The organism is Acidobacteriota bacterium, assembly GCA_016184105.1.
In the GTDB taxonomy this organism is placed as follows: Bacteria; Acidobacteriota; Vicinamibacteria; order Vicinamibacterales; family 2-12-FULL-66-21; genus JACPDI01.
Map to the genome: position 1 here is coordinate 13,352 of JACPDI010000037.1, position 26,329 is coordinate 39,680.

General features: G+C 67.4%; 21 protein-coding genes and 1 pseudogene. 19 read left to right on the plus strand and 3 right to left on the minus strand.

Going from position 1 to position 26,329, the window contains the following annotated elements:
* The first annotated feature begins 29 nt into the window (after nucleotides 1-29).
* The 12 genes and pseudogenes from gnd (at nucleotide 30) to HYU53_13500 (ending at nucleotide 10,296) form a co-directional block, all read left to right on the plus strand.
* Nucleotides 30-1,013, plus strand: coding sequence for a decarboxylating 6-phosphogluconate dehydrogenase (gnd, locus tag HYU53_13445; protein MBI2222197.1), 984 nt, complete (start codon nucleotides 30-32; stop codon nucleotides 1,011-1,013).
* Nucleotides 1,010-2,599, plus strand: coding sequence for a glucose-6-phosphate dehydrogenase (locus HYU53_13450; protein ID MBI2222198.1), 1,590 nt, complete (start codon nucleotides 1,010-1,012; stop codon nucleotides 2,597-2,599). Before gnd ends, HYU53_13450 begins: the two co-directional genes overlap by 4 nt.
* A 335-nt stretch (nucleotides 2,600-2,934) precedes the next feature.
* Entirely contained in the window at nucleotides 2,935-3,465 is a 531-nt protein-coding gene (locus HYU53_13455; protein MBI2222199.1) for a DUF4142 domain-containing protein, read from the plus strand.
* An 8-nt stretch (nucleotides 3,466-3,473) separates the two neighbouring features.
* Complete coding sequence (locus HYU53_13460) at nucleotides 3,474-3,797, plus strand: cupredoxin family copper-binding protein (GenBank protein ID MBI2222200.1); 324 nt, start codon at nucleotides 3,474-3,476, stop codon at nucleotides 3,795-3,797.
* 79 nt (nucleotides 3,798-3,876) lie between these two features.
* Nucleotides 3,877-4,370: pseudogene (locus HYU53_13465) on the plus strand (c-type cytochrome).
* A 109-nt stretch (nucleotides 4,371-4,479) separates the two neighbouring features.
* Nucleotides 4,480-4,899, plus strand: a complete 420-nt coding sequence (locus HYU53_13470; GenBank protein ID MBI2222201.1) for a nucleotidyl transferase AbiEii/AbiGii toxin family protein — start codon at nucleotides 4,480-4,482, stop codon at nucleotides 4,897-4,899.
* Complete coding sequence (locus HYU53_13475) at nucleotides 4,896-5,291, plus strand: type IV toxin-antitoxin system AbiEi family antitoxin domain-containing protein (GenBank protein ID MBI2222202.1); 396 nt, start codon at nucleotides 4,896-4,898, stop codon at nucleotides 5,289-5,291. Before HYU53_13470 ends, HYU53_13475 begins: the two co-directional genes overlap by 4 nt.
* A gap of 413 nt (nucleotides 5,292-5,704) precedes the next feature.
* A complete protein-coding gene (locus tag HYU53_13480) occupies nucleotides 5,705-6,232 on the plus strand; it encodes a metal-dependent transcriptional regulator (GenBank protein MBI2222203.1) in 528 nt (175 codons plus the stop codon).
* Between the two features lie 16 nt (nucleotides 6,233-6,248).
* Entirely contained in the window at nucleotides 6,249-6,704 is a 456-nt protein-coding gene (locus HYU53_13485) for a ferritin-like domain-containing protein (GenBank protein MBI2222204.1), read from the plus strand.
* Between the two features lie 160 nt (nucleotides 6,705-6,864).
* Nucleotides 6,865-9,606, plus strand: coding sequence for a TonB-dependent receptor (locus HYU53_13490; GenBank protein MBI2222205.1), 2,742 nt, complete (start codon nucleotides 6,865-6,867; stop codon nucleotides 9,604-9,606).
* A gap of 95 nt (nucleotides 9,607-9,701) precedes the next feature.
* Nucleotides 9,702-9,938: a type II toxin-antitoxin system VapB family antitoxin gene (locus HYU53_13495; GenBank protein ID MBI2222206.1), complete on the plus strand. Its 237-nt coding sequence runs from the start codon at nucleotides 9,702-9,704 to the stop codon at nucleotides 9,936-9,938.
* On the plus strand, nucleotides 9,919-10,296 hold the full coding sequence (locus HYU53_13500) for a PIN domain-containing protein (protein ID MBI2222207.1): 378 nt from the start codon (nucleotides 9,919-9,921) through the stop codon (nucleotides 10,294-10,296). Before HYU53_13495 ends, HYU53_13500 begins: the two co-directional genes overlap by 20 nt.
* Nucleotides 10,297-10,328: 32 nt before the next feature.
* Here the strand turns inward: HYU53_13500 and HYU53_13505 are convergent, their stop codons facing one another.
* The 3 genes from HYU53_13505 to HYU53_13515 are packed head-to-tail and all read right to left on the minus strand — an operon-like array spanning nucleotide 10,329 to nucleotide 13,500.
* The gene (locus HYU53_13505) at nucleotides 10,329-11,369 is read right to left on the minus strand and encodes a Gfo/Idh/MocA family oxidoreductase (protein MBI2222208.1); all 1,041 of its coding nucleotides are present in this window, start codon (nucleotides 11,367-11,369) and stop codon (nucleotides 10,329-10,331) included.
* A gap of 2 nt (nucleotides 11,370-11,371) precedes the next feature.
* Nucleotides 11,372-12,253, minus strand: a complete 882-nt coding sequence (locus tag HYU53_13510) for a fumarylacetoacetate hydrolase family protein (protein MBI2222209.1) — start codon at nucleotides 12,251-12,253, stop codon at nucleotides 11,372-11,374.
* Nucleotides 12,250-13,500: a DegT/DnrJ/EryC1/StrS family aminotransferase gene (locus HYU53_13515; GenBank protein ID MBI2222210.1), complete on the minus strand. Its 1,251-nt coding sequence runs from the start codon at nucleotides 13,498-13,500 to the stop codon at nucleotides 12,250-12,252. Before HYU53_13515 ends, HYU53_13510 begins: the two co-directional genes overlap by 4 nt.
* Before the next feature lie 242 nt (nucleotides 13,501-13,742).
* On the opposite strand from HYU53_13515, the gene HYU53_13520 reads away from it, so the two are divergent.
* From HYU53_13520 to HYU53_13550, 7 genes are all read left to right on the plus strand, one after another.
* Nucleotides 13,743-17,147 (plus strand): TonB-dependent receptor, encoded by a 3,405-nt coding sequence (locus tag HYU53_13520; GenBank protein ID MBI2222211.1) that lies wholly within the window; start codon nucleotides 13,743-13,745, stop codon nucleotides 17,145-17,147.
* Nucleotides 17,148-17,183: 36 nt separating this feature from the next.
* Nucleotides 17,184-17,330, plus strand: coding sequence for a hypothetical protein (locus HYU53_13525; protein MBI2222212.1), 147 nt, complete (start codon nucleotides 17,184-17,186; stop codon nucleotides 17,328-17,330).
* A 3-nt stretch (nucleotides 17,331-17,333) separates the two neighbouring features.
* Nucleotides 17,334-20,126: a heparinase II/III family protein gene (locus HYU53_13530; GenBank protein ID MBI2222213.1), complete on the plus strand. Its 2,793-nt coding sequence runs from the start codon at nucleotides 17,334-17,336 to the stop codon at nucleotides 20,124-20,126.
* Nucleotides 20,123-22,369, plus strand: a complete 2,247-nt coding sequence (locus HYU53_13535) for a HEAT repeat domain-containing protein (GenBank protein ID MBI2222214.1) — start codon at nucleotides 20,123-20,125, stop codon at nucleotides 22,367-22,369. Before HYU53_13530 ends, HYU53_13535 begins: the two co-directional genes overlap by 4 nt.
* Nucleotides 22,366-23,649, plus strand: coding sequence for an amidohydrolase family protein (locus HYU53_13540; protein MBI2222215.1), 1,284 nt, complete (start codon nucleotides 22,366-22,368; stop codon nucleotides 23,647-23,649). Before HYU53_13535 ends, HYU53_13540 begins: the two co-directional genes overlap by 4 nt.
* A gap of 13 nt (nucleotides 23,650-23,662) precedes the next feature.
* Nucleotides 23,663-24,868, plus strand: coding sequence for an amidohydrolase family protein (locus HYU53_13545; GenBank protein MBI2222216.1), 1,206 nt, complete (start codon nucleotides 23,663-23,665; stop codon nucleotides 24,866-24,868).
* Between the two features lie 116 nt (nucleotides 24,869-24,984).
* A complete protein-coding gene (locus HYU53_13550) occupies nucleotides 24,985-26,310 on the plus strand; it encodes a M20/M25/M40 family metallo-hydrolase (protein ID MBI2222217.1) in 1,326 nt (441 codons plus the stop codon).
* The last annotated feature ends 19 nt before the right edge of the window (nucleotides 26,311-26,329 follow it).

Sequence of the window (26,329 nt, forward strand, 5' to 3'; positions counted from 1 at the left end):
TCAGCGGGGTCGACGGAAAGGGACAGTTGATGCAGATTGGGATGATCGGCCTGGGACGGATGGGCGCCAATATGGTTCGCCGGCTGGTCCGCGGTGGCCATCACGTGGCGGTCCACGATCGCAATCCGGCGTCGATGGCAGCGCTGGTCACGGAGGGGGTGACAGGCGCGGCGACCTTGGACGATCTCGTCGCGCACCTCGAAGCGCCGCGCGCCGTCTGGGTCATGGTGCCCGCCGGGGCGCCAACGGAAGAGACCGTGGCGGCGCTCGGCGATCGGCTCGATCCCGGCGACGTCGTCATCGACGGCGGCAACTCCTATTTCAAGGACGACGTGCGCCGCGCCCGAGAGCTTCGAGCGCGAGGGCTGCACTACGTGGATGCCGGCACGAGCGGCGGCGTCTGGGGATTCGAGCGCGGCTACTGCCTGATGATCGGCGGAGAAGCCGAGGTCGTCCGGCGTCTCGATCCGATCTTCAAAGCGCTCGCGCCAGGGAAGGGATCGGTCCCGGAGAGCCCGGGTCGCGAGCAGCACCACAGCACCGCGAGCGAGGGGTACCTCCACTGCGGCCCGGTCGGCGCGGGGCACTTTGTCAAGATGGTGCACAACGGCATCGAGTACGGGCTGATGCAGGCGTATGCCGAGGGATTCGACATCTTCCGCAACGCCAGCAGCGCGACGCTGCCCCAGGAGCACCGCTACGACCTCAACCTCGCCGACATCGCGGAGCTGTGGCGCCGCGGCAGCGTCGTCGGCTCCTGGCTGCTCGATCTCACCGCCATCGCGCTCGCACAGGATCCCCACCTCGACGCGTACAGCGGCTACGTGCAGGATTCCGGCGAAGGGCGGTGGGCGATCATGGCGGCGCTCGAAGAGGCGGTTCCGGCAGATGTCCTCTCCGCGTCCGTGTACACGCGCTTCCGTTCGCGCCGGGAACATTCCTTCGCCGAGAAGGTCCTGTCGGCGATGCGTCGCCAGTTCGGCGGCCACATCGAGCCGCCGTCCCAGGGATGAGATCAAGGGAATTTGTGGTGCAGCAGAACGCGGTGGTGGCGGGAGTCGTGAAGGCGCCGTGCGGCGAGGTGGTCGTCGAACGGCCGGCGCGCGTGGCCGATCCATCGACGATGGTGATCTTCGGCGGGACCGGCGATCTTGTGAGGCGAAAGCTGCTGCCGGCGCTGCACAACCTGAACGCCGAGGGGCTGCTCCCCGATCGCTTCGCCGTGGTCGCTGTCGGCCGCGAGGAGATGACCACCGAGGTCTATCGGGCACAGGTGCGCCGCGATCTGTCTGAGTTGAGTCCCGTGGCGACCGGCAGCGCGGCGTGCGAATGGCTGGAGTCGCGCCTCGCGTACGTCCGCGGGGACTTCAACGACGCGGCGCTGTATCGGCGCGTCGGCGAGGTGCTGTCGGCCATGAATCGCAGCGGCAGCGCCACCTGTGACTGTCTGTTCTACCTGGCCACTCCGCCATCGTTCTTCGGACCGATCACCGAGCAACTGGGGGCGGCCGGCCTGTTGCACGAGAGCGCCGGGTGGCGCCGCGTCATCATCGAAAAGCCGTTCGGGCGCGATCTCGAAACGGCGCGTGCGCTCAACCGGCTGCTCGCCACCGTGCTCCAGGAGCATCAGATCTATCGGATCGATCACTATCTGGGCAAGGAGACCGTTCAGAACATCATGGCGTTCCGGTTTGCCAACGGGATCTTCGAGCCGATCTGGAACCGCCGCTACGTGGACCATGTGCAGATCACGGTGGCCGAAACCGTCGGCGTGGAGCAGCGCGGCGGCTACTACGACAAAATCGGCGCGCTGCGGGACATGGTGCAGAACCATCTGTTCCAGCTCCTCGCGCTCACGGCCATGGAGCCGCCGATTTCGTTCCAGGCCGATGCCGTGCGCGACGAGCGCGTCAAGGTGCTCCACGCCGTCCGCCTCATTTCGCCCAACGATGTGGCCGGGCACGTCGTGCGCGCCCAATACGCCCGGGGCGCGATCGACGGCGAACCGCTTCCTGCGTACCGGCAGGAGCCCAAAGTCGCCTCAGATTCGCCGACCGAGACGTACGTGGCGCTCAAGCTGATGGTGGACAACTGGCGGTGGGCCGACGTGCCGTTCTACCTGCGCACCGGCAAGCGCCTGCCGCAGCGGCTGACGGAAGTGGCCATACAGTTCAAGCGCGCGCCGTTTCACCTGTTTCGCGACACTCCCGTCGAATGCCTGCCGCCGAACCAGCTCGTGCTCTACATTCAGCCGAACGAGGGCATCGCGCTCAACTTCGAGGCGAAGGTGCCGGGCCCCCGCGTGCGGCTCGGTCCGGTGCGGATGAATTTCAGCTATGCGGACTACTTCGGCCTGCGGCCAAGCACGGGCTACGAAACGCTCTTGTACGACGCGATGACCGGCGACTCGACGCTGTTTCACCGGGCCGACATCGTTGAGGCGGGATGGGCTGCCGTCGAGCCGTTGCTCGCCGCGTGGGAGGACGGCCGGGCAGACCTCCACACGTACCCCGCAGGAAGCTGGGGACCGAAAGCAGCTGACGCGCTCATGGAGAGGGACGGCCGCGAGTGGCGCCGGTACGAGGATCGCTCCCGGTGACCGAGCTCCTGGTCTTCCGCGACCTCGACCGGCTCGGCGCGGCGTGGATGCGCGCGTTCGCCGCGCCGCGGCGGCCTTGTCCGGCGATCCGCTGGCCACGAGGGAAACCGGCCCCAACCTTTTTCAAATGATGGAAAACGCCGGGCGCACGCGGACATCGGCATCCCTCAGACGACGTATCAGCGAATGGGGCTCGAGTACGTGAGCCCGTTCAATGGGCACTTTCGCGTGCGGCTCGCCCGTGCCGCTCGGTGACGCACCGGGGGCATGTCACCTTTTCCGCCCCGGCCGCTCCAATCGATGTGTGCCGTAATTCACCTATCAAGGAGTTGCCCATGAGAATGTCAGCCATCGTCATCGCAGCCGCGGGCGCGCTCGTGCTTCCCGTGGCCGGCGCGTCGGCGCAGGGCGTCAACGACGCCCAAATCGCCTCGATCGTCGTCACCGCCAACACGGTCGACACCGACGCCGGCAGGCTCGCGATGTCACGGTCGGCGAGCGGGAAGGTCAAGGCGTTTGCGCGGCTGATGGTCACCGATCACACCGGCGTGAACAAGTCGGCGGCCGCCCTCGCGGCAAAGCTCGAGCTCACTCCGCAGGACAATCCGACGAGCCAGAGCCTGGCGGCGGGCGGCAGGAAGAACCTCGCGCACCTGAAGACGCTCGAGGGCCCGGCATTCGACCAGGCGTACATCGATCACGAAGTCGCGTACCACCAGCAGGTCATCGACGCCCTCGACAATACGTTGATTCCGGGCGCCGCACATGAAGAACTGAAGGCCCTGCTGGTGAAAGTCCGCCCGGCGTTTGTCGCACACCTCGAGCACGCCAAGCACCTGCAGGCGTCCGCGTCGCAGAAGGACTGACCGTGCGGATGGCCACGTGTGTCGTCGCGGTGGGCCTGGTCGCGTGCACCATCGGCGTCGCCGCCGGCGGGCGCCTCAAGGTCAAGACGCACACAGTCACCATCGAAGGGATGCGTTTTCAGCCGGAGCGGCTGACGGTTGCACGCGGCGACACGGTCGTGTGGGTCAACAAGGACCTGGTCCCTCACACAGCCACGTCGGAGGCCGGCCGCTTTGATTCACAGACCATCCGGACGGAGAAGTCCTGGACGTTCACCGCCCGGCGGAGGGGCAAGTTCGCCTACATCTGCACGTTCCATCCCACGATGAAGGCGATGCTGCGGGTGAAGTAGCAAAGCGGAGTTCAGGGCGTGGGGGCCCGGAAAATACGACCCGCGGCACCACGCGTTCGACGGGACGAACCTCCTTTCGCTGAACAGCCCGTCGCTGCCGATCGTCATCCCCCCGACTTACGGACTGAAGGGCGTCGGGTTCGAGACGTTCACGGCCGATGGGCCCATTTCATACTGGAACAGCTACGTCGGTGTGGGGCAGATGGGGGGGGCACGGAAGCTTCAGCGATCCCCGCACCGAGTCGAGGAAAGCGCCTGTTCCGCGGCGAAGCCGGATGCGCCACATGCCATCAGTCGCCCAACTACACGGACGTCCTCAGCGGTCCTGATCCGACCGTGCCGCTCCCGCACGATCCCGCCGAAGTCGGCATGGACCCGGCCTATGCGGAGCGGAGCGCGACCGGAAAGTACCGGACCACGCCGTTACGCGGACTCCTGCAGCATGCTCCGTACTTCCATGACGGGAGCGCGCCGGACCTGCTCGCCGTGGTCAATCATTATGACCAGCACTTCAGGCTGAATCTCACAGCGGCGCAGAAGGCCGATCTGGTCGAGTTCCTGAAGTCGCTCTGAGCGGCGAGAGCGCCACCGGCGCCAGGTCGGCCCCCTTGGGCGTCCGGCGATGGATCACCCGGCGCCCATCGTCCTAAGATATTCGTTTAAAGTGACTTATGCGTCAATATTGAGTAATATAGGCAGGCGCGGAGCGCGCGATGAGGAGTACGTACTCGAACCGGCGCGATCCGACATCGTCCGGCCGTACGGCATTCCGGCGCCGACGGTGAACCACCATACCGCGCGATCGGCCGTCCGGCAGAAAATCCACGCGCTTGCGAGTCGCTCCGAGACTCAAGCCCGGGACATCTGGGACCTCGATCACCTGCTGCGCTCGACAACCGCCGATCCGCGACCCCTCTCGCGTGACGTGCGGGCGGCCCTGCCGGAGGCCCTGGAACGCGCGATGTCGCTCAGCTACGACGTGTTCAAGGCCCAAGTGGTGCCATGTCTGTCGTACGAGGACCAGACCACGTATGGCACGCAGGACGCGTGGGATCGGATGCGCGAGCTGGTTGTCCAGCGGCTCGAGGAGTTTCGCTCATGAATGCACCGGCCGCCCTTGCGCACCTGCGAGCGCTGCGCAAACCGGTCTTGACGACCGATGAAGCCGTGCTGGTCCTCCGCGCGGAGCGCTCTGCGGCGACACACACCTTGAGGAGACTGGCCACCGCGGGGCTGTTGAAACGAGTTCGACACGGGTTGTGGGCGACGGACCTGGATCTGGATCCGCTTGTCTTGCCGGAGTACCTTACCACTCCTTTTCCGTCCTGCGTCTCCTTCCAATCCGCGCTCTTCTTTCACGGAATGGTGAGCCAGATTCCCAGCGTGATCTATGTCGCATCCCTCGCGCAGACACGCACGGTGAGGACCAGCCTCGGCACGTACTCGATCCACCGTCTGGCCCCGACCGTCAGGCGTCCGTCTCGCGACTCCTGAGAAGGCGCTGCTCGATACGCTGTACCTGGCTCCGGCGCGCAGCCGGCTATTTGCCCACCTTCCGGAGGTCGAACTTCCGGAGCGCTTCGATCGCGACCGGCTGCGGTATTGGCTCCGGCGCATTCCTCCCGGGCCGCGCCGGACATCGGTCGAGCGGAGATTGGACGCTGTGCTCCTGCCCCGGCGGCGGCCAGCCCGCGCCGGAACCCCCTGAGCCGCCAGCCCGTATTCCCGGATCGACATCTTCGCGGCCGGCGGCGGAAGCGCCCGCGTGCTGATCGCAGATTACCTTGGAGTCGCACGGCTGTGGCCCGCGGCGGCGGTCTCGCTCAGGGCAGGCGATGCGGGCTCCAGCCCGCCGGGGAAATTACGCTTGAAGGGTCAACCGAGTGTATGGTATATCAAACATACACATGGACACGTGGAAGGAATTCGAGGCCAATGAGCTGACCCACAGCGCCGCCCATCATCTCCTCGCCATTCACGAAGTCGGCGCGGCGTATGGCGGGTGGGCGCGCGTGTCGGATATCGCCAGGCGTCTCAACATCACGCGCGGCAGCGTCTCGATCAACCTCCGAACGCTGAAGAAGCGCGGGTGGGTCGAAACCGACCAGCATCGCCTCGTCCGGCTCTCGCCGAAGGGGCTCCACGTGGTGCACTCGGTGGCGGCCAAGCGGTCGATCGTCCGGACCTTCCTCTGCGACGTCCTCGGCATCCCGGAGGCGCAGGCCGACATCGACAGCTGCAAGATCGAACATCTGATCAGCCACGCGACCGGGCAGCGGCTCGCGCGGTTCATGCAGTTCCTGTCCTCGCCGCTCAATCAGCAGCTGATCGCGCGTTTCCACGCGTCTCACGCGAGTTGCCCTCGAAGCCGCACCTGCGAGGTGTGCAAGAGCGAAGGGCGGTGCCTCGTTGACGAACTCAAACGTGCGATCTAGAAGGCGGGCCGGCGGCGTGGCTGCGGATCGGCGGGATGTTGTCGACGACCTGAACCGCCTGATGGCGGAGGAGGCGGAGGCCTGCCTGCGTTACTTCCAGATGCGCTTCCGCCTGCGCGGGAAGGATTACGCGGACGCCGAACAGTTTTTCGGCGACGCGATCAGGGAGACATTGGAGCACGCCAGCGCGATCGCCCAGCAGATTCGTGCGCTCGGCCGCACGCCGCGGCTCCGCGTCAACCTGCTGCTCGGCGGCGGGCCGATGCGCCTGGAGACGGCGATGGCCGAGGCGCTCGAGGTCGAACAGCAGGCGCTCGATGCCTACCGCGACCTGCTCCCGCGTGTCGCCGGCGATCCCGTGCTGGAGGAATTCATCCGCAGCCAGGTGGACGTGGAGGCCGAGCACGTGCAGTCGATTCGCGAATTCGTGCAGGCCCACGCCGCCGTGAAACTCGTGGTGGATCAGAAATGAAGCAGTGAAGGAAGAGCCCGCCCGGTGCGGTCACACCTGGGCGGGCCACGTCGAACACCCGGTCCTTGGAGAGAACCGATTCACGCGCTGCGCGCATGAGAGCGCCCGACCCCGGTAGTGTACGGGCTCGTTTGATGGCGCGCAAGCTGGAGAACGCGCCATGAAGCTCACGTTACGTCCCGCCTGGATTCTTCTGACGTTCATCGCGATCGGACTAAAGCCCGCGGCCTCCGCCGCCGGGCCGTCCACCGGCTCGCGCACGCTGGACGGCCTCGGCATCCTCGTCATCGCGCACGGCGGAACCCCCGCCTGGAACGCGCCCGTCAAAGCCGTCGCCGAACAGCTTCGATCGCGCGTGCCCGCCGAGGCCGCGTTCCTGATGGGCACGAAGGACCGCACGCCTCAAGAGGCGTACGAGCGGCTGGTGGCGGCCGGCGCCCGGCGGATCGTCGTCGTCCCGCTGCTGGTCTCGTCGCACAGCGCTCACGCCGAGCAGGTGAAGTTCATCGCCGGCGCCCGCCCCGACTACCCGCACGCCGAACACATGCAGCTCGCGCAGCTCCGAGGGCCGGTGCCGGTCGTCGGCGCCGCGGGGGCGATGGACGATCACCCGCTGATTGCCGCCATCCTGGCGGACCGCGCCCGCGCGCTCAGCCGCAACCCCGGCGACGAATCGCTCGTCATCGTCGCCCACGGCCCGAACGAGGATGCGGAAGCCGCACGCTGGATCGACGCGATTCGATCGCTCGGCTCGCACGTCAGGTCGGCGGTTCCGTTCCGCGACATCGACGTGCGGCTGCTGCGCGACGATGCGCCGAAGCCGGTGAAGGAGAAGGCGCTCGCCGACTTGAGAGCGGCGGTCGCAGACCGCGCCAAGATCGGGCGCGTGATCGTGGTCCCCTTGCTGGTCTCGACCGGACGCGTGGGCGATCAGATCCCGGGCGTTCTCGAAGGTCTCGCGTTCGCCTGGGACGGCCGCCCGCTGCTCCCTGACAGCCGCGTCGGCGAGTGGATCCTGGCGCAGGCTCAGCGCGTGGGGCAGCCGCCCGACGCGCCCCCGGCCGACCCGCTCCGCTACGAGGAGCAGCTCGTCGTCACCGCGACGCGGACCGAACAGCGCCTGGCGGACGTGCCGGTCCGGACCGAGGTGATCGATCGGGCGACGATTGACGAGACAGGCTCGCGGTCGGTTGCCGACGTGCTGTCACGCCAGCTCGGCGCGGAGATCGTGCCCACGCTGGCCGGCGACGGGATCCAACTCCAGGGGATCGACGCTCGCGGAATCCTGGTGCTCGTGGATGGACAGGAAGTCATCGGCAAGATTGGCGGCTCGGTCGATCTCGCCAACCTGCTTGTCGATGACGTGGAGCGGATCGAGATCGTCAAAGGCGCGGGGTCGGCGGTGTACGGGTCCGACGCGCTGGGCGGCGTAATCAACGTGCTGACGCGCACGGCCACGCAGCCGATCGCGCTCTCGGCCGAGCAGCGATTCGAGTCGCTGGACGGGCGGACCTCGCTGGTGTCGGCCGGCGGCCGGAACGGGCGCTGGAGCGGACTCCTGTCGGCCAGCCGCGTCTCGCGCGATGCCTACGACCTGGTGCCGGCCGAGCCGACCACCACCGGCAGCGCGTACCGCAAGATCGGGGTGAACGCGAAGACCTCGCGTCGCTTCGGCACGGCCACCGATCTGTCGGTGGTCAGCCGCTACTACGACGAAGAGGCCGCCGATGTCACGATGAGCCGCGGTGTGATCTACGACGATCGCGTCCTCGACGACCGGTGGCAGGGGATCGCCGAGCTGCGCACGAAACCGGCCGGCGCCGGGTCGCTGACGGTGCGCGGCCATCTCACGCGTTACACCCACGATTTCGAGCGCGTCACGCGTGCCACGCGCGCGGCCGCGCCCGACCGCACCGCGGAGCGGATCGGCGAATTCGAGGCGCAGTACGATCACGCGGTTGGTACGCGTCACCTCCTCACCGTCGGCACGGAGTACGAGCGTTCGGGGATGACCTCGGATCGCATCTCACCGCGGCGCCGCGACCTCGATACCGCAGTGGGCTTCATCCAGGACGAATGGTCCGCGCACGATCGCGTGCGGCTCCTCGCCGGCGTGCGCTTCGACAACCACTCGGCGTTCGGCTCCGCCTGGAGCCCGAAGCTCGCGGTGCTCGTCCGCGGCGCCGACGCCGTGCGCATCCGCGCCTCCTACGGAGAGGGCTTCAAGGCGCCGGAGTTCAAGGATCTCTACTACGTCTATGCGAATCGCGCCGCCGGCTACCAGGTGATTGGCAACGCCGATCTCCGGGCCGAGACGTCGCGCAGCCTCAACGGCAGCGTGGATGTCGATCTCTGGAACCGCACGGCGCGGCTGACGGTGACCGGCTTCCGTCACGCCATCGCGGATCTGATCGACTCGCGGTTCGTGGGTGTCGACCCCGCGAGCAGGCTGCTCACGTACCAGACAGCCAACGTCGGCCGGGCGCGCACCTACGGTGTTGAGACGGACGCGAGCGTCACGCCGGCGCCGTGGGTCACGTTCGGGATCGGCTACGGGTGGCTCGACGCCACGGATCGGGCGACCGGCGAGCCGCTGACCCTGCGCGCGCGGCGCAGCGTGAAGGGGCGCGCCATCGTCCGCGCCGGGCGCCTCGGGCTCACGGGTGCGATCTTCGGGCGGTATCTGGGGCGCCGCGCGTTCGCCGACACCAACCGGGACGGCCGCATCGACGATTTCTCGCCCGCGCTGAATCTCTGGGACGCGCGCGTCGCCAAGGACCTGGGGCGCCAGGTCCAGGTGTTCCTCGGCGCGGACAATCTGTTCGCCGAGCAGGACGTGCGGTACTTCCCGTCGCCCGGCCGGCGGGTGTACGCCGGCGCGTCCGTGCGGTATTCCCGGTAGACGGGGGCGACGCTCCCCAGGCGGCGAGGCGAGACGCGCGCAGGAGGATTCCCACAGACGTTGATCTGGATTCCGCTGGCGTGGATAATGGAATCATGAAGACGACGGTGGATATTCCAGAGAACGAACTGAAGGACGCCATGCGTTTTACGCAGGCGAAGACCAAACGCGAGGCGGTCGTCAAGGTTCTCGAGGAGTTCAATCGCCGGCGGCGCATGGCGGAGCTGGTCAAGTACGCCGGCACCTTCAGCGACAGGTTCCCGACCAACGAGGAGATCGAGGCGATCGACGCGCGGCGCGACCGGGACCTCCATGGCCGTCCTCGTCGATAGCTCGCTGTGGGTCCACCAGCTGCGAAGGAGTGGCGACCCGGCGAAGCGGGACCGCGTGAACGCGCTGCTGGAGCACGGCGAGGCCGCGTGGTGTCCGGCCGTGCGACTCGAGCTGTGGCGCGGCGTCACCAACGATGGCGAGCGGAAGACGCTCCGCCGCTACGAGGTCCTGCTTCCCGACTACGCGATCTCTGCGGAAGTCTGGGGCCACGCCATTCGACTCGCCGATCGCGGGCGCGTCTCCGGTGTGACCGTCCCTCTCGCCGACGTGCTCATCTTCGCGTGCGCGAGGATACACGGGCTCGACATCGCGCACGACGACGCGCATTTTGACGAGTTGGCGAAGCTCGAGGCGTGACCGCGCAGCCGAACTCCTGCTCGAGTTCCAAGTCAGGCCGTGCTCGAGGGTGGAGGCGAGACCGGCTCGGTCCGGCCCGAGTCCAGCGACCGGTGAATGGCCTCCAGGGCGGCGGTGACCTGGCGCCCGTCGAAACCGGTGACGCGCGGGGGCGTGTCTTCGCGGACCGCGACGAGAAAGTCCTCCAGGCAGGATGGGAACGCCCCTCTCACACGGCCGAAGATCTCGTGCGTCAGGAAACATTTCGGATAGGAAAACCGTTCGCCGGTGCTGATCTCGATCGATTCCCGCTTGCGATCGAGGTGCACGTGACCGCCGGTGGCAATCACCTCGACGAACGAGTCGACGATCGTCGGAAACGTGTTGGGATACACCCAGCCGGATTCGAACGTGGCGATCGCGCCCGAGGAGAAGCGGACCTGTGCCTGGATGACGTCGTAGGTCGGGACGCCCCGCGACGCGAGCAGTTCCCTGCGCCCCCACGCACGCGCCTCGAGCGGTTCGGCGTCGAAGAACCATCGCATCAAATCGATGTCGTGGGAGGAGAGGAACCACGCCGGGGTCGTTTCTCCGGCCCACGAGATGAGCTCGGTCGGCACGAAGATCGTGTCGTTCTTCCGTGCGAACCCGGCGAGCGGGGTGCCCAGCTGGCCGGCCTGGATCGCGGCCCGGGCCTGGTGATACGGCGCCAGCCACCGGTGGTTGTACGCGACTTGAATGTGGCGGCGCGTCCGCCGCGCGAGATCGATCAGTTCGTCCGCCTCGGACACGCTCGTCGTGAACGGCTTCTCGACGAGCACGTGCCGGCCGGCCTCGAGCGCGGCGCGCGCCGGCGCCGCGTGATGGTGATCCGGCGTGGCGACGACGACCGCGTCCAGCCCGGCGCGGTCCAGCATGTCCCGGTAGTCGGTGTAACCCTCCGGGACATCGTGGCGCGACCGGATCTCGTCGACGCGTGCCTGCCGCCGCGACGACACCGCCACGAGGCGGGCCCACGGGTGGCAGGCGTAGATCTTCGAGTACAGCTCGCCCATGATGCCGAGCCCGATGACCCCCACGCGAACCGCGTCCATCTCTATGTCTCCTCGCATACGACAGGGTTGCGCAGCACACCCACGCCACTGACCTCGACCTCGACGACGTCGCCGGGCTGAAGGAACACTGGCGGCTTGCCGTGGAAACCGACGCCGGCCGGCGTGCCGGTGGTGATGATATCCCCCGGCTCCAGGGTCAGCGTCCGCGAGAGGAACGCGATCAGCGCCGGCGGCTTGAAAATCAGGTTCCGGCTGTTCGAGCGCTGCCGCTCGCGTCCGTTCAGCCGGAGCGTGATGTCCAGGTCGTCGGGATCCCGCACCTCGTCGGCGGTGACCAGCCAGGGGCCGAGCGGCGCGAAGCCGTCGCAGTTCTTCCCGCGGAACCACTGCGAGTGCTGGATCTGCAGGTCGCGGGCCGTGACGTCGTTCAGGATCGTATAGCCCGCGATGCACTCCCTGGCCGCCGCTTCACTCGCGTGCCGGACGCGCCGTCCGATCATCACGGCCAGCTCCGCCTCGTAGTCCACCTGCTGCGAGCAGGCGGGCAGTGGGATCGCCCGCCCGGCTGGCACGACGCCCGAGGCCAGCTTCGTGAAGAAGACCGGCGCATCCGGAATCGGCAGATTGTTCTCGGCCGCGTGATCCGCGTAGTTGAGCCCCACCGCAAAGACGCGCTGTGCCGAGCCGATGAGCGGCGCGTGCTCGCAGCCGTCGAGCGCGGCCCACCGCGCGGCGTCCGAGCGGTGCCGATCGGCGAGCGCGCGCGCGCGTTCGAGCGCCGGCGGACCATCAGCGATCAGGCTCACAACGGACCGGAATCGCTCGTCCGCGCCCGCGAGCGCCGTGAGATCGAGCACGACACCGTTCTCGACCAGGCCGAGCCGCGCGCGTCCGGGAGCCGTGTGAAAGTTGAGGAGCCTCATGCGATCGGCGCGGAGCCCGATGCGCGAGCCAGCACGCCGCTGGACCGCTGGATCTTCTGGAAGGCCGCGACGATATCGTCCATGTCACGGTGATCGCCGAGGAACACCTGGTGCTCGAGCCAGATCCCGTCGCGGCACGCGCGCTCGCTTTCCGGCAGGCAGAGCGACGCGTAATTCTGCGCCTGCGGGCACGGGCACGACGGCACGCGGCCGAATTGGACGAGGCGAGGCTGGAAGACCGGGTTGCGGTACAGCGGATACGGATAGGTGCGCTGCGCCGGGATGCCCTCGGCCTGCAGCGCCGAGACCAGCAGGTCGCGCTCGACATCCGCAAACTGCGACTTGTCGTAGCGCAGCGTCACGATGTAGTGCGGGTGCGCCTCGACGCGCGCATCGTCCTCGGGGAGTGAGACGCCGGGAACGGATTGCAGCTGCCGCCGGAGGTAGCAGACGTTGTCGTGGCGGCGCCGGCTCTGTTCCGGCAGCCGCCGCAATTGCTCCAGGAGCACGGCGGCCTGGAATCCCGTCATCCGGCCGTTGGTGCCGAGGGTGAAGTGTTCGTACCAGCCGCCGTTCTTGCGGCGCCCCTGATTGCAGTACGCCCAGAGCGCGTCCGCCATCGCCGTCGAGCGCGTGACGATCATGCCCCCTTCGCCGGCGGTCAGCAGCTTGAACGACTGGAAGCTGAAGGTCCCGGCCACGCCGAACGTGCCGACCGGGGTCCCTCGCCAGCGGGCGCCGTGCGCGTGTGCGGCGTCCTCGATGAGCGCGAGCCCGCGCCGCTCGGCAAGCGCCGTGAAGGCATCCATGTCCGCAGGATGCCCCCCGAAGTGGACGACGATGATCGCGCGCGTGCGCGGCGTGATGGCGGCCTCGACCGCCTGCGGCGCGAGGTTCAGCGTGCGCGGATCGATGTCGGCGAACACCGGGTACCCCTGGCACAGCCCGACGGCCGTGGCGGTGGCGGCGAACGTGAACGGCGGGACGATCACCTCGTCGCCGCACGTCAATCCGACCGCGCGGAGCACGGCCTCGAGGGCCACGGTTCCATTCGCGCACGAGATCGCGTGCGCCGCGCCCTGCGATCGGGCGAACGCCTCCTCGCACTCGCGCACCTTGGGGCTGTAACCGCCCCACTGGGTGCTGTGCAACACGTCCAGCAGCGCGCGCGCCTCTTCGTCTCCGTGCACGGGCCATGCAGGAAAACAACGTGCGCGAACCGGGGTTCCGCCGTGCAGTCCCAGCATCACGTTCCGCTCCGTTCCCGCATCGTCGCTCAACGGTCGGTGCGATGTAAAGCGGAATGTGCACGCGCCCCGCCGTGCGTTCTGCTGTAAAGAATACACCGGATTGGCTGCTGTGTCCCAGTTTTCGCTTGACAACAGCTGGCGCTCGTCCGAGCATGATGCGGTCATTCGAGTCGGTTCTACTGAATAGAACAGTCCTGTTTGGGGGATCTCATACGACACGGATGCAAGAGGAGGTAGCCGTGAACAAGCTTGGTCGACGACGTTTCGCGCTCGCGCATCTACTGGGCGGCATCCTGCTGTGCCCGGTGCTTGCGCCCGAGGCGCTGGCCCAGCGATCTGCGGGGACGATCGGCGGGACGGTGCAGGACTCGAGCGGCGCCTTCGTGCCGGGCGCCACGGTCACGCTCACCAACGAAGCGACGAACGCCCGGCGCGTCTTCGTCACCGACGGCGCCGGAAACTTTTCCTTCCCGTCCATCGACCCCGGCACCTACCAGTGCAAGGTGGAACTCACAGGATTCCGAACAGCAACCGTCACCGGGATCGTGCTGGGAGTCGAGCAGACCCGCCGCATTGACGTGAAGCTCGCGGTGGGCAGCCTGGAGGACGCCGTCGAGGTCCGGGGGGAGGCGCTCCAGGTGGATACGCAGACGCCGGACGTGAGCACGGTGCTCTCGGGACGCCAGGCGGCCGAGTTGCCGACGATCAACCGCAATTTCACCGAGCTGATCGCGCTCGTCCCCGGTGCGCTTCCCAGCTTCGGCTCCACCCAGGACTTCGTGCAGGGCTGGACCCAGGGTATCGCCGTGACGGTCGGCGGCGGGCGCGTGAGCAGCAACGCCTTCACCGTCGACGGCGTCACCACGAACAACACGGCGTACGGGACGACCGGCGTCACGCCGTCGGTCGACGCCGTGCAGGAGATCAAGGTTCAGACGAGCTTCTACTCGGCCGAGTCGCGCGGCAGCTCGCTCATCAACCTGGCCGTCAAGTCGGGCACCAACGCGCTGCACGGCTCGGCCTACGAGTTCTTCCGCGGCAACGCGCTGCAGCCGACCAACCCCAACTTCCTGAACCCCGCGACCCGCCAGCCGGAGGAGCGCCCGTATCGCTACGATCAGTTCGGCGGCACGCTCGGCGGGCCGGTCTACATCCCACACCTGTACGACGGCCGCGATCGCACGTTCTTCTTCGCCAGCCACGAAAGCCTGCGCTACCGCTTCACCAGCCCGATGCAGCTGGTGTTCATCGACGATGCCTGGCGCACGGGCGACTTTTCGAACTACCGCGACAGCGCCGGCAATCTGATCCCCATTTACGATCCGCTGACGACGCGCCCCAATCCGGCCTTCGACCCGGCCAAGCCGCTCAGCACCGGCAACTCCCGCTACCTGCGCACGCCTTTCGCGGGCAACGTCATCCCGTCAGATCGGATTGCAGCGCTGGCCGCCAAGTACCTCGAGATGTTCGTGCCGCGGCTCAATCCCAACGAGCTGGTGGGACTGACCACCCACAACGACACCACGAACCTGACCGTGCGGGTCGACCACACGCTGTCGAACAAGGACCGGCTCACGGGACGCTACACCCAGCAGGCCCAGGAAAACGTCAGTCCCGGCTGGATGCCGCTGACGGGGCGCGCGATGAACAGCCCCGGCAAGAACGTGGCGCTGGTGCACACACGGGTGTTCAGCCCGCGCGTGGTGAACGAGGTGCGCGCCGCGTTCAACCGCACGATCATGGAGTACATGCTCGAGACGTCGGGCGGGGACCGTGACTACGCCCGGGAAATGGGCTTCCAGAACACCTCGACGGACCCTCTGGACTTCGGCCTGCCCCGGATGCTCTTTGCCGGCGGCCTGCGCAACTTCGGTCCCGGCGGCAGCTCGGCGGAAATCAACACGACGAACACCTACCAGCTCTACGATGTGATGACGGTCGTGCGCGGCAGGCACAACCTGAAGATCGGCGCCGACATTCGGCGCGATCTCAACACGGTGCACGCCAATGGCGTCGCCGCCCAGCCGCTGCTGCGTTTCCTGAACGGCTACACGTCGCTGCCGTTTCTGCCGGTCGCGGCGGGCCAGTCGTTCGCGGATTTCCTGCTCGGCTACCCGTCGCAGGCGGCGATCTCGCCGATTCCCGCGCGGAGCCACCCCCGAAACTGGCAGATGGCCTTCTTCACCCAGAACGACTGGGCGGTGAGCGACAAGGCCACCCTCAACCTCGGCCTCCGTTACGAGTACACGAGCTCGACGCGTGACCGCCAGCCAGGCGGCTACGAGCTGGACCTGTCGTATCCAGGCGGCCGCGTCCTGTCGCCGAACGAGGAGTTCGCCAACCGCACGACGACGCCGGTGATTGCGTTTGGATCGAGGCCGGGCATCATCAAGCCGGATCGCAACGACTTTGCGCCCCGGGTTGGGATCGCGTTCCGTCCTTTCAACAGCGACGACACGGTGGTTCGCGCGGGCTACGGTCTGTTCTATACGAGCGGCGCCGACTGGTATTTCTGGCAGCGCATCAAGGCGCCCGACCTGCTCGTCGCCCCCTTCATCCCGCTGGGCAATCGCGTGACTCCGACGATCGACATGCGAGACCTCTTCCCGCCGCCCGTCGACCTGTCTGTTGGCGGTTCCGGCGTGTTAGCGGTCAGCGCTCTGCCGGCCGACTCCCGTCACGCCTATTCGCACCAGGCGAGCGTGGGGATCCAGCACATGCTGATGAGGAACCTGCTGCTGGAGGTGGTGGTGCAGGCCAAGGAGGGGCGCCAGTTGCCGGTGTTCCTCTACTTCAACCAGGCATTCCCCGCCGAAGATCCTCTGAGTCCGACGCCGGTGCAGAGTCGTGTGCCGTACGCGAACTTCACGTCGAACTCGGCGATCATCTGCAACTGCGTTTCCTCCAACTACCGCAGCGCGCAGGTCAAGCTCGAGCGTCAGATGCAGGGCGGCCTTGGCGCGACGCTCGCCTACACGTGGTCGAGGAGCCGCGATCAGGGATCCGACATCAACTGGGTCGGGGCGAGCAGCAACACACCCGACAACAGCCGCGACCTTGAGGCGGAGTGGGGCTATTCCTCGTTCGACGTGCGCCACCGGCTCGTGGGCACGTATCTTTTCGAGCTGCCGTTCGGGTCCGGACGGCGCTGGCTGAACCGGACCGGGTTCCTCAACGCGCTCGCCGGCGGCTGGCAGGCGAACGGCGTCGTCACGCTCATGTCGGGCCGCCCCTGGACGCCGAGTCTCTACGAGGATGTCAGCAACACCGGCGCGAACGCGGTTGCCGCGCGCCCCAATCTGGTCGGGGATCCGACGCCGGATGGGTTCAAGCAGACGCCGCTGCTGTGGGTGGACCCCGCGGCGTTTGCCAAGCCGGCGCCCGGGACGTTCGGAGACCTGGAGCGAAACGCGCTGCGCGGTCCGCGCTTCTTCCGGTGGGACATGTCAATCTTCAAGGACTTCCAGGTCGGGAAGGGGGCGCGGCTGCAGTTGCGGGGCGAGTTCTACAACCTGACGCGGTACTTCTACGGGGGCACACCCTATGACCAGGTGGGCAGCCCCTACTTCGGCAAGATCGTGTTCGACAAGAAGCAGATGTGGACCGCGATCGACAAACAGATCGCATTGAAGCTGATCTTCTGAGGGCCGAGCCGCGAGGAGGCGACCGAGACGTTCGGCGTGAGACCGGGCCTGCCGATCACGTACCAGACCGAGTTCCAGGTGCTGAACGGGTCGACCCGGTATCTCGCGAGGCTGATCGTCAAGATGGTCCAGAACCTGTCGGCCGCCGAGGTCAAAGCGATCAGCGATGTCGCCGGGAGCTGACACGTGAACTGGAGAGAAGTCTCGCTCGTGGGAGCCGTCGTGCTCTGGACGGCGTTCCCCGCCCGGAACGCCGGCACGCAACACGCGCCTCAGGGCGCCTTCCCGCATCCCTTCCAGGCGACCGCGAAGGTCGACGTCGAGGCCCTGAAGGCGTCGGTGACCGAGGTGATGGCCACCGACGATCGACGTCTCGCGGGCCTCATCTCGACGACCGCGCCCATTCACCTGGTCGGCTGCCCGGACTTCGCCGGAGGTGTACAGGACACGGGCGCCGACCGATGGTCGATCGACGACCCCGACCACGTGAGATGCCGGCACACGGGCGAACGCTACCCGAGCGAGCGGTACCCGCTGAACGGGGAGCTGAAGATCCCCAACGCACGTGGCGAGGTGCAGGTTTATCGGTACTACGACGGCGGCGGCGAAAAACACCGGTACTTCTTCGAGGGGGCCGCCCACGCGCAGGCCGCGCGGTATCTCGCCGCGCGTGCGTACGACATGGCGCGCGTGTACGGAGTCACGAAAGACGAGCGCTACGCGCACAAGGCGGCCGTCATCCTGGACCGGTTCGCCCAGGTGTATCCAGGCTGGCCGGTCAACGGCCTCATCGGGAACTACGCCAACTGGAAGGTCTTCTATCCGTCGCCTCCGTACCCCGTTCAGAGCGGCAGGTGGGGTCGCTGGATCCACGACGAGCTGCCGACGGAGCTGGCGCTGACATACGACCTGATCCACGACAGCCCCGCGTTCGATCGACTCAGCGTCCGAGACGGAGCCGACGTCCGCCAGCGAATCGAGCGCGACCTGTTCCGCGCGTCAGTGGAGCTCGTCCGCCTCTACCCCCGGTACGTCGGGCCGTCCGGCATGAACGGCACGGCAGCCGGCCTCATCGCCATCGGTCGCGCCATCGGCGAGCCCGACTACGTCCACGACGGCGTCAACCGGTTCAGGGATGCCTTTCGAGCGTGGTTCTTCCGCGACGGAATGCTGAACTCCGGATCGACGGCCTACTTGTTCCAGATGCTCGACGCGCTGTCCTACCCGATCGATCTCGCGCGCGGCTACTCCGATCCCCCGGGCTACAACCATCCGGCGGACGGCGAACGCTACCGGGACTTGAACCTCGACGACGCGCATCCGTTGTTGCAGAAATCCCGGGCAACGCTTCGCAGCCTCCGTCTTCCCGACGGCCGTTACACCCCGGTCCACGATGCGCAGGGGCGTTCGCGCTTCATGCAGGATGAACCCCTCGAGCGTTCGATACCGGTGTTGCTGCCGGCGTACGGTCATGCCCTGCTCGGACGGGGTGCTGGCGAACACCAAATCCAGGCGCAGTTGCACTTCGGCTATCACGCCGGCCATGCGCACGCCGACCAGTTGAATCTCCTGCTCTTCGCTCGCGGCAAGGAAATGCTCTCGGACATCGGATACACGCACACCAAGCTGCGTCCGTGGGCGGCGAGCACGCTGGCCCACAACACGGTGGTGGTGGACACGTCGAACCAGAGGATGACTGAGGGCTGGGTCCCGGCATCCTGGACGCGCCTCGATCGATTCGAGGTCGAGAAGGCCCACAGCGCCGAGCCGGTGTTCGGCAACCTGCTGCTCTACGACGCCCGGGACGAGCACGTCCAGGTGGTGGAAGCCGAGGGATCGCGGGGCTATCTCGGGCTGGTCCCCGGCCTGAAGGAGTATCGCCGGCTCGTCGCCCTGGTCGGCGTGTCTCCGTCCGACGCCTACGTCGTTGACGTCTTCCGCGTGCGTGGAGGCCGCCGCCACCTGTGGGCCGTACACGGCAGCGCCGACGATGAACAGGGCATCGAGACGAGCTTCCCGCTCGGTCCCCGCGAGGGAACGCTTTTGGGTCCCGGCACGCGATACAGCGCCGACACCGATCCGGAGCTTGACGGCGAGAGCTTCAAGGGAGCGATCTTCGGCTTGATCGACGGACTTTCGAGCGCGACGACAGACAAGCCCTGGAGCGCCACCTGGCGCTTCCACGAGCGCCCGGACCTGGGGCTGAAGCTGACCATGCTGGGGGGGCCGGCACGGACGGTCACCCGGGCGCAGGCCCCGTCGATACGCCGGGCAGGTGAAGACAACCTGAAGGTCGACCGCTTCAAGATGCCGCTCCTGCTGGTTGAAGCGGCGGGTGAGGATCTGGACAGCACGTTCGTGGCGGTGTGGGAGCCGTTTTCCGGACGTCCGTTCATCTCGCAGGTCAGGAGGCTCGAACTCGAAGGTGACTTCGGTGCGGCTCTTGCCCTGGCGATCAGCGTGGGAGACCGTACGGACTACGTCCTCGTGGATCCGGATGGCGTCAGGCTTCAGAAAGTCAGGGAGACAGACTTGTCGTTCCGCGGTCGTTTTGCGCTGGTGTCCGAAGCGAACAGTGCTCTCGGGTTCATGCATCTCTCTGACGGCGCCCTCGTCAAACGGAACGCGCACCGCCTCGACGGCAAAATGAGGCTTCACGGAAGGATCGCGGGCGTGTATCGCGAAGGCGACCAGCACGGCTTCGACGTCGAAGGCGATCTGCCGCTCGGAGATGCCCTGAAAGGCCGGCTGCTGCTGGCTCGCCACTCCGACGATTGGGTCCAGGGGTACACGATCGCCAGCGTCAGAGCGCGGGGATCGCGCAAGGTGATCCTCATCGACGGCGAATCGGGCCTTGCGGCTGCCGGCGCCGGTGACGCCTACCGCTACGCGTACTTCCCACACGGAAATCTGAAGTCGGAACTGGGGACTTTCATCGTGCAGGACGCGTCCTGCACCGCCGCGGGACACACGAAATGAGCGCCTGGGCGCTCGGGTTGGTGGCGATCCTGCTGAGACCCGGTACCGTCCCGCCGGACATCAGCCACCTGCGGCTGGCGGTGGCTGTCGACGATCGCGCCCGGTCGGTCGAGGGCGTGGCTGAATTCCACTATGTGGCTACCGGCGCGGAAACCGATGCCTTGACCCTGGGCCAGCGTGGTCTGCGCATTCTGAAGGTGGAGGCCCAACCCCAGGCGCTGCGTGGATATCAGGTCGAGGAGAATCGCCTCGAAGTCCGCATCGCCGGGGCCCCCGCCGGCCAGAAGGGCCTGTTGCGCGTGCACTACCGGGCGGAGCCGCGGCAAGGTCTCTTCTTCCACGCGACGACGACGGAGACCGGGACGGCCGTCCAGCAGGCGTGGCAGTTTCAGTCCTGGGAAGACTGGATGCCGCGGCCCTTCGATCCGAACCAGCGGATGACGTGGGATCTGGAGGCCACGGTGCGCTCCGACTGGCAGGTTGTCAGCAATGGTGAGCTGGTGGGCGTCCGCCCCGCCGGATCCCATCGCGTCTTCCACTGGCAGCAACCCCTTGCCGTCCGATTCGAGGGCTTCACCTTCGTTGCGGGGGCCTTCGATGTCTTCGAGCAGCGCGCCGGCCGACACGTGCTGGTCCACTACGTGCCGGCCGAGGTGGCCGACGCCGCGACGGTCGAGCGTTCTTTCGGCCGCCTCCCGCAGATGCTCGAGCTGTTTTCCAACCAGTTCGGCGCCTATCCGTTCGGCCGCTTCTACCGGCAAGCGGTTGTCTGGGACTACCATCCGGGCGGAACGGAGCAGGTCGGTATGGCGTGCCTTGGCGAGAACAAGCTTATCGATGAGCGCTCGCGCCTGCACGCCGACGACTATATCGTTGCCCACGAACTGAGCCACATCTGGTGGGCGATGCTGGTGGCGGCGAGAGGCCGGGCGCACGTGTGGCTGACCGAAGGTTTCGCGGTCTACTTCGGCAACCAGTTCTTCGAGGTCGCAGAAGGGCGCGATGTCTTCGAGTATCGTCTGCGCCAGCGCCTTCACCTGTACCTCGAAGAGGACCGGAAGTATCAGCGCGCGCTGGTCAGCGACGAGCCCGTGCCGGGAGGGCTGGACGAGCACATCTACTCCAAGGGGGCGTACGTCCTCCACATGCTGCGCCGCTGGCTGGGTGACGCGGTCTTCTTCGCTGGACTGCGCCGATATGCGGAACGCCACGCCTACGGCGAGGCCGACTCGGTCGATCTGCAACGAGCGATGGAGGAGGTGTCAGGTCAGCAGCTTGACTGGTACTTTGGCCAGTGGCTCCATCGGAAGGGCTACCCCGCATTTCGAGTCGCGCGCCGCTGGGATGAACGGACCGCGACGCTCGCCCTCTCCATCGAGCAGACGCAGCCGGACCAGGCAGGGCTGTACCGCGTCCCCGTTCGCATCCAGATCGTGACCGATCAGGGTGCGGAGGTGCACTCGGAATTGTTGAGCGAGCGGCGTGAGGAACGCGCGTACCGGGTAGCGGGGAAGCTTCTCTACGTCCGCTTCGATGCCGACAACAGCCTGCTTGGAACCGTGGAGTTCCCGCGCCCGGTGGAAGAGCTGCGGCGACAGTGGGAGAGCGCACGCGACGCCGTCGGGCGGATCGAAGCCGTCGAAGCGCTGGCTCCGTCGCCGGGGGAGGAAGCGGGAGAGACGCTTCGCCGGGCCCTGTCCTTCGATCTGTTTCACGGAGTACGGTCAGCTGCCGCGGCGGCGCTGGCCAGGCGGGGCACCGAGTCCGTGCCGATTCTGCTCGGCGCCCTGCGCCGCGAGACTGACTCGCGAGTGCAGCAGAGCCTCGTCGGCGCGCTCGAACGGTTTGCCGAGCGGGAGGACGTTCAAGAGGCGTTGAGGAGCGCGGCCGGTCCCCAAGCCACGCCGCCTCTGCGGGCGCGCGCGTTGCTGGCCCTGGCGCGCGCGCGAGCCAGCGGAAGCTTCGAGCTTCTGCTGCAGGCAAGCGGGGAGTCCGCCCACCGTGACGTGCTGCGTGCCGCGGTGTTCGAGGGGCTCGCGGCACTGGGAGATTCCCGGGGTGTGCCGGAACTCGTTCGCTACCTCGAATCGGATCGCACGACTCGCTGGGCCCGCGAGCCCGCCGTCGAAGCCCTGGGCCGGCTGGCGGGTCATGACCCGGCGGTGCGACGTCTCCTCGAGCGCATCCGGACGACCGATTTCTGGCCCGGCGTTCGAGAGGCTGCTCGACAGGCTCTCCAGTGAGGATCATGGGGTTTTACGAGTCCCTCCGGCATGCCGTTTCGTTGGTCGCGGGCGGTGCGATTGTCGCCGCGTGCGGGGTGGCGTACGCCGGGGAATCCATCGCCGTCACAAACGCGAGGATCTACACGGTCACCGGCGCTGTCATCGACCCGGGTGTGTTGGTCTGCGAGAACGGCAAGATCAGCGCCCTTGGGCCCGTGGGGCGCGTGCGCATTCCCCCCGGCGCCCGCCTCATCGACGGGTCTGGGAAGGCGGTCATGCCGGGACTGATCGAGACGCACTCGCACATGGGTATGAAGCGCCTCTGGGTCCCCGCCGATTTGGATAACAACGAGACTTCCGGACCGATCAACGCGCGACTCCGCGCCTTGGAATCGATCGACACGCGCGATCGCGCCTTCCGGCTGGCGCTTGCGGCGGGCGTGACGACGATGGTCGTGTCGCCGGGAGCCCAGACCCCGATCGGCGGCCAGGCGGTGGTTCTGAAGCTGCGGGGAGGAACGGCCGACGACATGTATCTGGCGCCCGGCGGCATGAAGTTCGCGATGAGTTCAACATTCTTCCCCGACGGTGGGGGCGGCGCTCATCCCAGCTCGCTCATGGGCGTCGCCTCGATCCTGAGGGAGAATCTGCTCGCGGCACGTGCGTATCGGGAGCGCTGGGAGGCCCACGTGGCCGCTGGACGGCAGGAACCGGCGCCGTCGCGCGACCCACAGCTCGAAGCGCTGGGCAAGGTCCTGACGCGGGAATGGGTGGTGGGGGTCCACGCGCAGTGGCCGGCCCAGATCGTGAACGTGCTGCGGCTCGCCAGGGAGTTCGATCTCGACCTCTATATCGTCCATGGAACAACCCTCGTCGATCTGGTCGACGAGGTCGCCCGCGCGGGTGTGGCGGTCAGCTTCGGGCCCGTGTTGCCGTTCCAGAGCCGTGAGGCGCGGATGCTCGACGGACCTGCGCAGCTCGTACGGCGTGGAGGACGCGTCGCGTTCCAGCAGGATCACCCGGATGGCCCGCAGCTCTACCTTCGTCACGTTGCGGCGCTCTGCGTGCGCCACGGCCTGCCGGAGGCGGAGGCGCTCAAAGCGCTGACGATTAACGGCGCCGCGCTGTTCCGGCTGGAGAAGCGCCTCGGCAGCCTGGAGGCGGGCAAGGATGCAGACTTCCTGATCTTGAGCGGCGCGCCGCTCGAGATCGACAGCCACGTGGAACAGGTGTTCGTGGAAGGCCACGAGGTGTACAACCGGGCGGCGAACCGTTCAGTGTTCGATGTCCGGCGGTGACGATCGGAGACGCATGCACAGGGCAGGCTGGTGGCGGCTGTTCGTGACGCTCATGGCGGCCGGTGAGCTTGTGATGGGCGCCGGCGGGGACGACGTGTACGCCCTTCGCGGAGGCCGGATCTACACGATCTCGCACGGCGTGATCGAGGATGGCGTGGTCTTGATAGGCGGCGGGAAGATCCTGGACGCCGGCCTCTCCGTGAAGGTTCCGGAGGGTGCGAGAGTGATCGACGCGCGTGGCGCCGTCGTGACGCCGGGCCTCATCGACGCGCGCACGTCGTTCGGAATCGGTCCGGACGATTCGTGGGAGCGCATGGACCCGGTTGTGCCGCAGGTCCGGATTGTCGACTCGTTCAGCCTGCCCGGGGACCACGACTGGATCAAGGAAGGCGTGACGGCGGTCTACGTCTCGCCCGGTCCCCAGAACGTCATCGGCGGCATGGGCGCGGTCGTCAAGCTCGCCGGCCGGCCCGACGCCATCGTCGTCAGCAACACCGCGGGCATGAGCCTGTCACTGGGCGAGGTGCCCAAGGCCTCGTTCCGTGAACGTGCGCCGCGCACGCGTATGGGAGCGGCGGCCCTGATCCGGGAGGCGTTCAGCCGGGCGCGACAGCGGCTGGAGGATGCGGGAGCCCCGCCGGGTGCAGATCCCGGCTTCGCGGCGCTGGGCCGCGTTCTTCGCCGCGAAGTGTCCGCCCGCGTCCAGGCGAATACGCCCGACGATATCGCTACGGCTCTGCGGCTGGGAGAGGAGTTCGGCTTCCGCGTCGTGATCGACATTGGCGTGGGCGCCCATCTTGTCGCGGACAGGCTTGCCAGGGCCGGCGTTTCGGTTGTCGTCGGGCCCAACATGATTGCGGCTGGCAGGGGCGGGCGCTACGAATTCAGCGCGCACACCGAGGAGAACGCCGCCCGACTGCATGAGGCTGGCGTCAAGATCGCGATCTGTACGGATCGCGCCGAGGGAGCGCCGGTGGCCATGGAGGCGGCGATCTCCCGGGCGCATGGACTGCCGGAAGCCGAAGCGCTCAGGGCGATCACGATGAGCGCCGCCGAGATCCTCGGCGTCGCGGATCGGATGGGGAGCATCGACAAGGGGAAGGACGCGGACCTCGTCGTGTGGACCGACCATCCTCTGCGAACGTGGAGCCGGGTCGAGAAGGTCTTCATCGACGGGCGGCTGGCGTTCGACCGGTCGGCGGCAAAGCGAAAAGCATGAATCGAAGGCAGTTCAACGGCGTTCTGTTCGGCGCCGCGTTCGCCGCCACGCAGACAGACCCGGCGGAAGCCGGCCGTCGTCGGCCGCAGGCGGCAGCGGCAGGCGCCCAGCCGCCCGTGCACGACGTCGTCGAGCTCCTGCGCTGGATGGTGCGCATCGACACGCAGAATCCCCCGCCGGATGGCCAATGGCGGGAAACCGCGATGAACGCGGCGCTGGGGAACGCGCTGGCGCACGAGGGCATTCAAGCGCGCGTGATCGAGTCCGCGCCCGGACGGGGCCAATTGGTGGCCCGCCTGAAGGGCAACGGTTCGCGCCCGCCGCTGCTGCTCTCCACCCATATCGACGTCGTCGGCGCTGACGCCCGGCAGTGGCGTCATCCCCCCTTTTCCGGGCACAGCGACGGCGAATTCATCCACGGCCGAGGGACCCTGGACAACAAGGCCATGGCGGCCGCACTCGTTCACGTGTTCCATCGCCTGGCGCGTGAGAAGGCGACCCGCTCGCGCGACCTGATCCTCTGCCTGGTGGGAGACGAGGAGTCCGGTGGCGCGCAGGGCATGAGATTCCTGCTCGAGAAGCACTGGGGCGAAATCGACAGCCAGGTGGCTCTGGCTGAGGGGGACCCGCCGCTGCTCAACGGCGGTGGTCAGGTCGACTACATTCCGATCCAGTGCGCGGAGAAGAAGAGCTACACGGTGCGGCTGCGCTGTCGAGGCACGGCCGGGCACGCCTCGACTCCCCTGGCGGACAATCCCGTCGTGGCGCTCGCCCGCGCGGTGGCGCCGTTGCATCCCTTTTCGACGCGGGTGCACACCACGGATCTTGCGCGTGAATACCTTCGTCGCATGGCGCGCTTCGAGCCCCAGGACCTCGCGCGCCATCTCACCGACGTCGCCAATCTTGGCGAGGCGGCCCACCCGGACGCTCTCGACGCGGTGACTCGAGCCAACCCCGTTTACAATGCGCTGCTACGGGCCACGGTGTGCCCGACCATTCTCAAAGCAGGCACGAGGAGCAACGTCATTCCAGTGGAAGCCGAATGCGTCATCAACTGCCGCCTGCTCCCGGACCAGCAGATCGAGTCGCTGATCGCCGAACTGGGCGAGCTCACGGGATGCGATCCCGGCAGCTTCAGCGCCGATCCGCCGTCGCCGTATGACGGGCCGGCGACCCCCCACGACACCCCCGAATTCAGGGCCCTCGAGGAGATCTCCACAAGACTCTGGCCCGCGTGCGCGACCGTGCCTTACATGGCGCCGGCCGCGTCTGATGCGCGGTATCTCCGCTCGCGGGGCGTTTCTGTGTACGGCGTCTTTCCTTTCCCGGCAACCCGGAAGGAGTTCGAGGCGATTCACGCGCCCGATGAGCGCATCCGGATTGCGAGCCTGCGCCAGGGAACCCAATGGTTGTACGAGGTCACAACCGCGCTGTCAGTCTAATCAGTCGAGGAGATCGGCC

What these genes read in the sequence shown, in the direction of transcription:
- gnd (MBI2222197.1), top strand. Translation starts at nt 30, where the DNA reads ATGCAGATTGGGATGATCGGCCTGGGACGGATGGGCGCCAATATGGTT.
- HYU53_13450 (MBI2222198.1), top strand. Translation starts at nt 1,010, where the DNA reads ATGAGATCAAGGGAATTTGTGGTGCAGCAGAACGCGGTGGTGGCGGGA.
- HYU53_13455 (MBI2222199.1), top strand. Translation starts at nt 2,935, where the DNA reads ATGAGAATGTCAGCCATCGTCATCGCAGCCGCGGGCGCGCTCGTGCTT.
- HYU53_13460 (MBI2222200.1), top strand. Translation starts at nt 3,474, where the DNA reads ATGGCCACGTGTGTCGTCGCGGTGGGCCTGGTCGCGTGCACCATCGGC.
- HYU53_13475 (MBI2222202.1), top strand. Translation starts at nt 4,896, where the DNA reads ATGAATGCACCGGCCGCCCTTGCGCACCTGCGAGCGCTGCGCAAACCG.
- HYU53_13480 (MBI2222203.1), top strand. Translation starts at nt 5,705, where the DNA reads ATGGACACGTGGAAGGAATTCGAGGCCAATGAGCTGACCCACAGCGCC.
- HYU53_13490 (MBI2222205.1), top strand. Translation starts at nt 6,865, where the DNA reads ATGAAGCTCACGTTACGTCCCGCCTGGATTCTTCTGACGTTCATCGCG.
- HYU53_13495 (MBI2222206.1), top strand. Translation starts at nt 9,702, where the DNA reads ATGAAGACGACGGTGGATATTCCAGAGAACGAACTGAAGGACGCCATG.
- HYU53_13500 (MBI2222207.1), top strand. Translation starts at nt 9,919, where the DNA reads ATGGCCGTCCTCGTCGATAGCTCGCTGTGGGTCCACCAGCTGCGAAGG.
- HYU53_13505 (MBI2222208.1), bottom strand. Translation starts at nt 11,369, where the DNA reads ATGGACGCGGTTCGCGTGGGGGTCATCGGGCTCGGCATCATGGGCGAG.
- HYU53_13510 (MBI2222209.1), bottom strand. Translation starts at nt 12,253, where the DNA reads ATGAGGCTCCTCAACTTTCACACGGCTCCCGGACGCGCGCGGCTCGGC.
- HYU53_13515 (MBI2222210.1), bottom strand. Translation starts at nt 13,500, where the DNA reads ATGCTGGGACTGCACGGCGGAACCCCGGTTCGCGCACGTTGTTTTCCT.
- HYU53_13535 (MBI2222214.1), top strand. Translation starts at nt 20,123, where the DNA reads ATGAGCGCCTGGGCGCTCGGGTTGGTGGCGATCCTGCTGAGACCCGGT.
- HYU53_13545 (MBI2222216.1), top strand. Translation starts at nt 23,663, where the DNA reads ATGCACAGGGCAGGCTGGTGGCGGCTGTTCGTGACGCTCATGGCGGCC.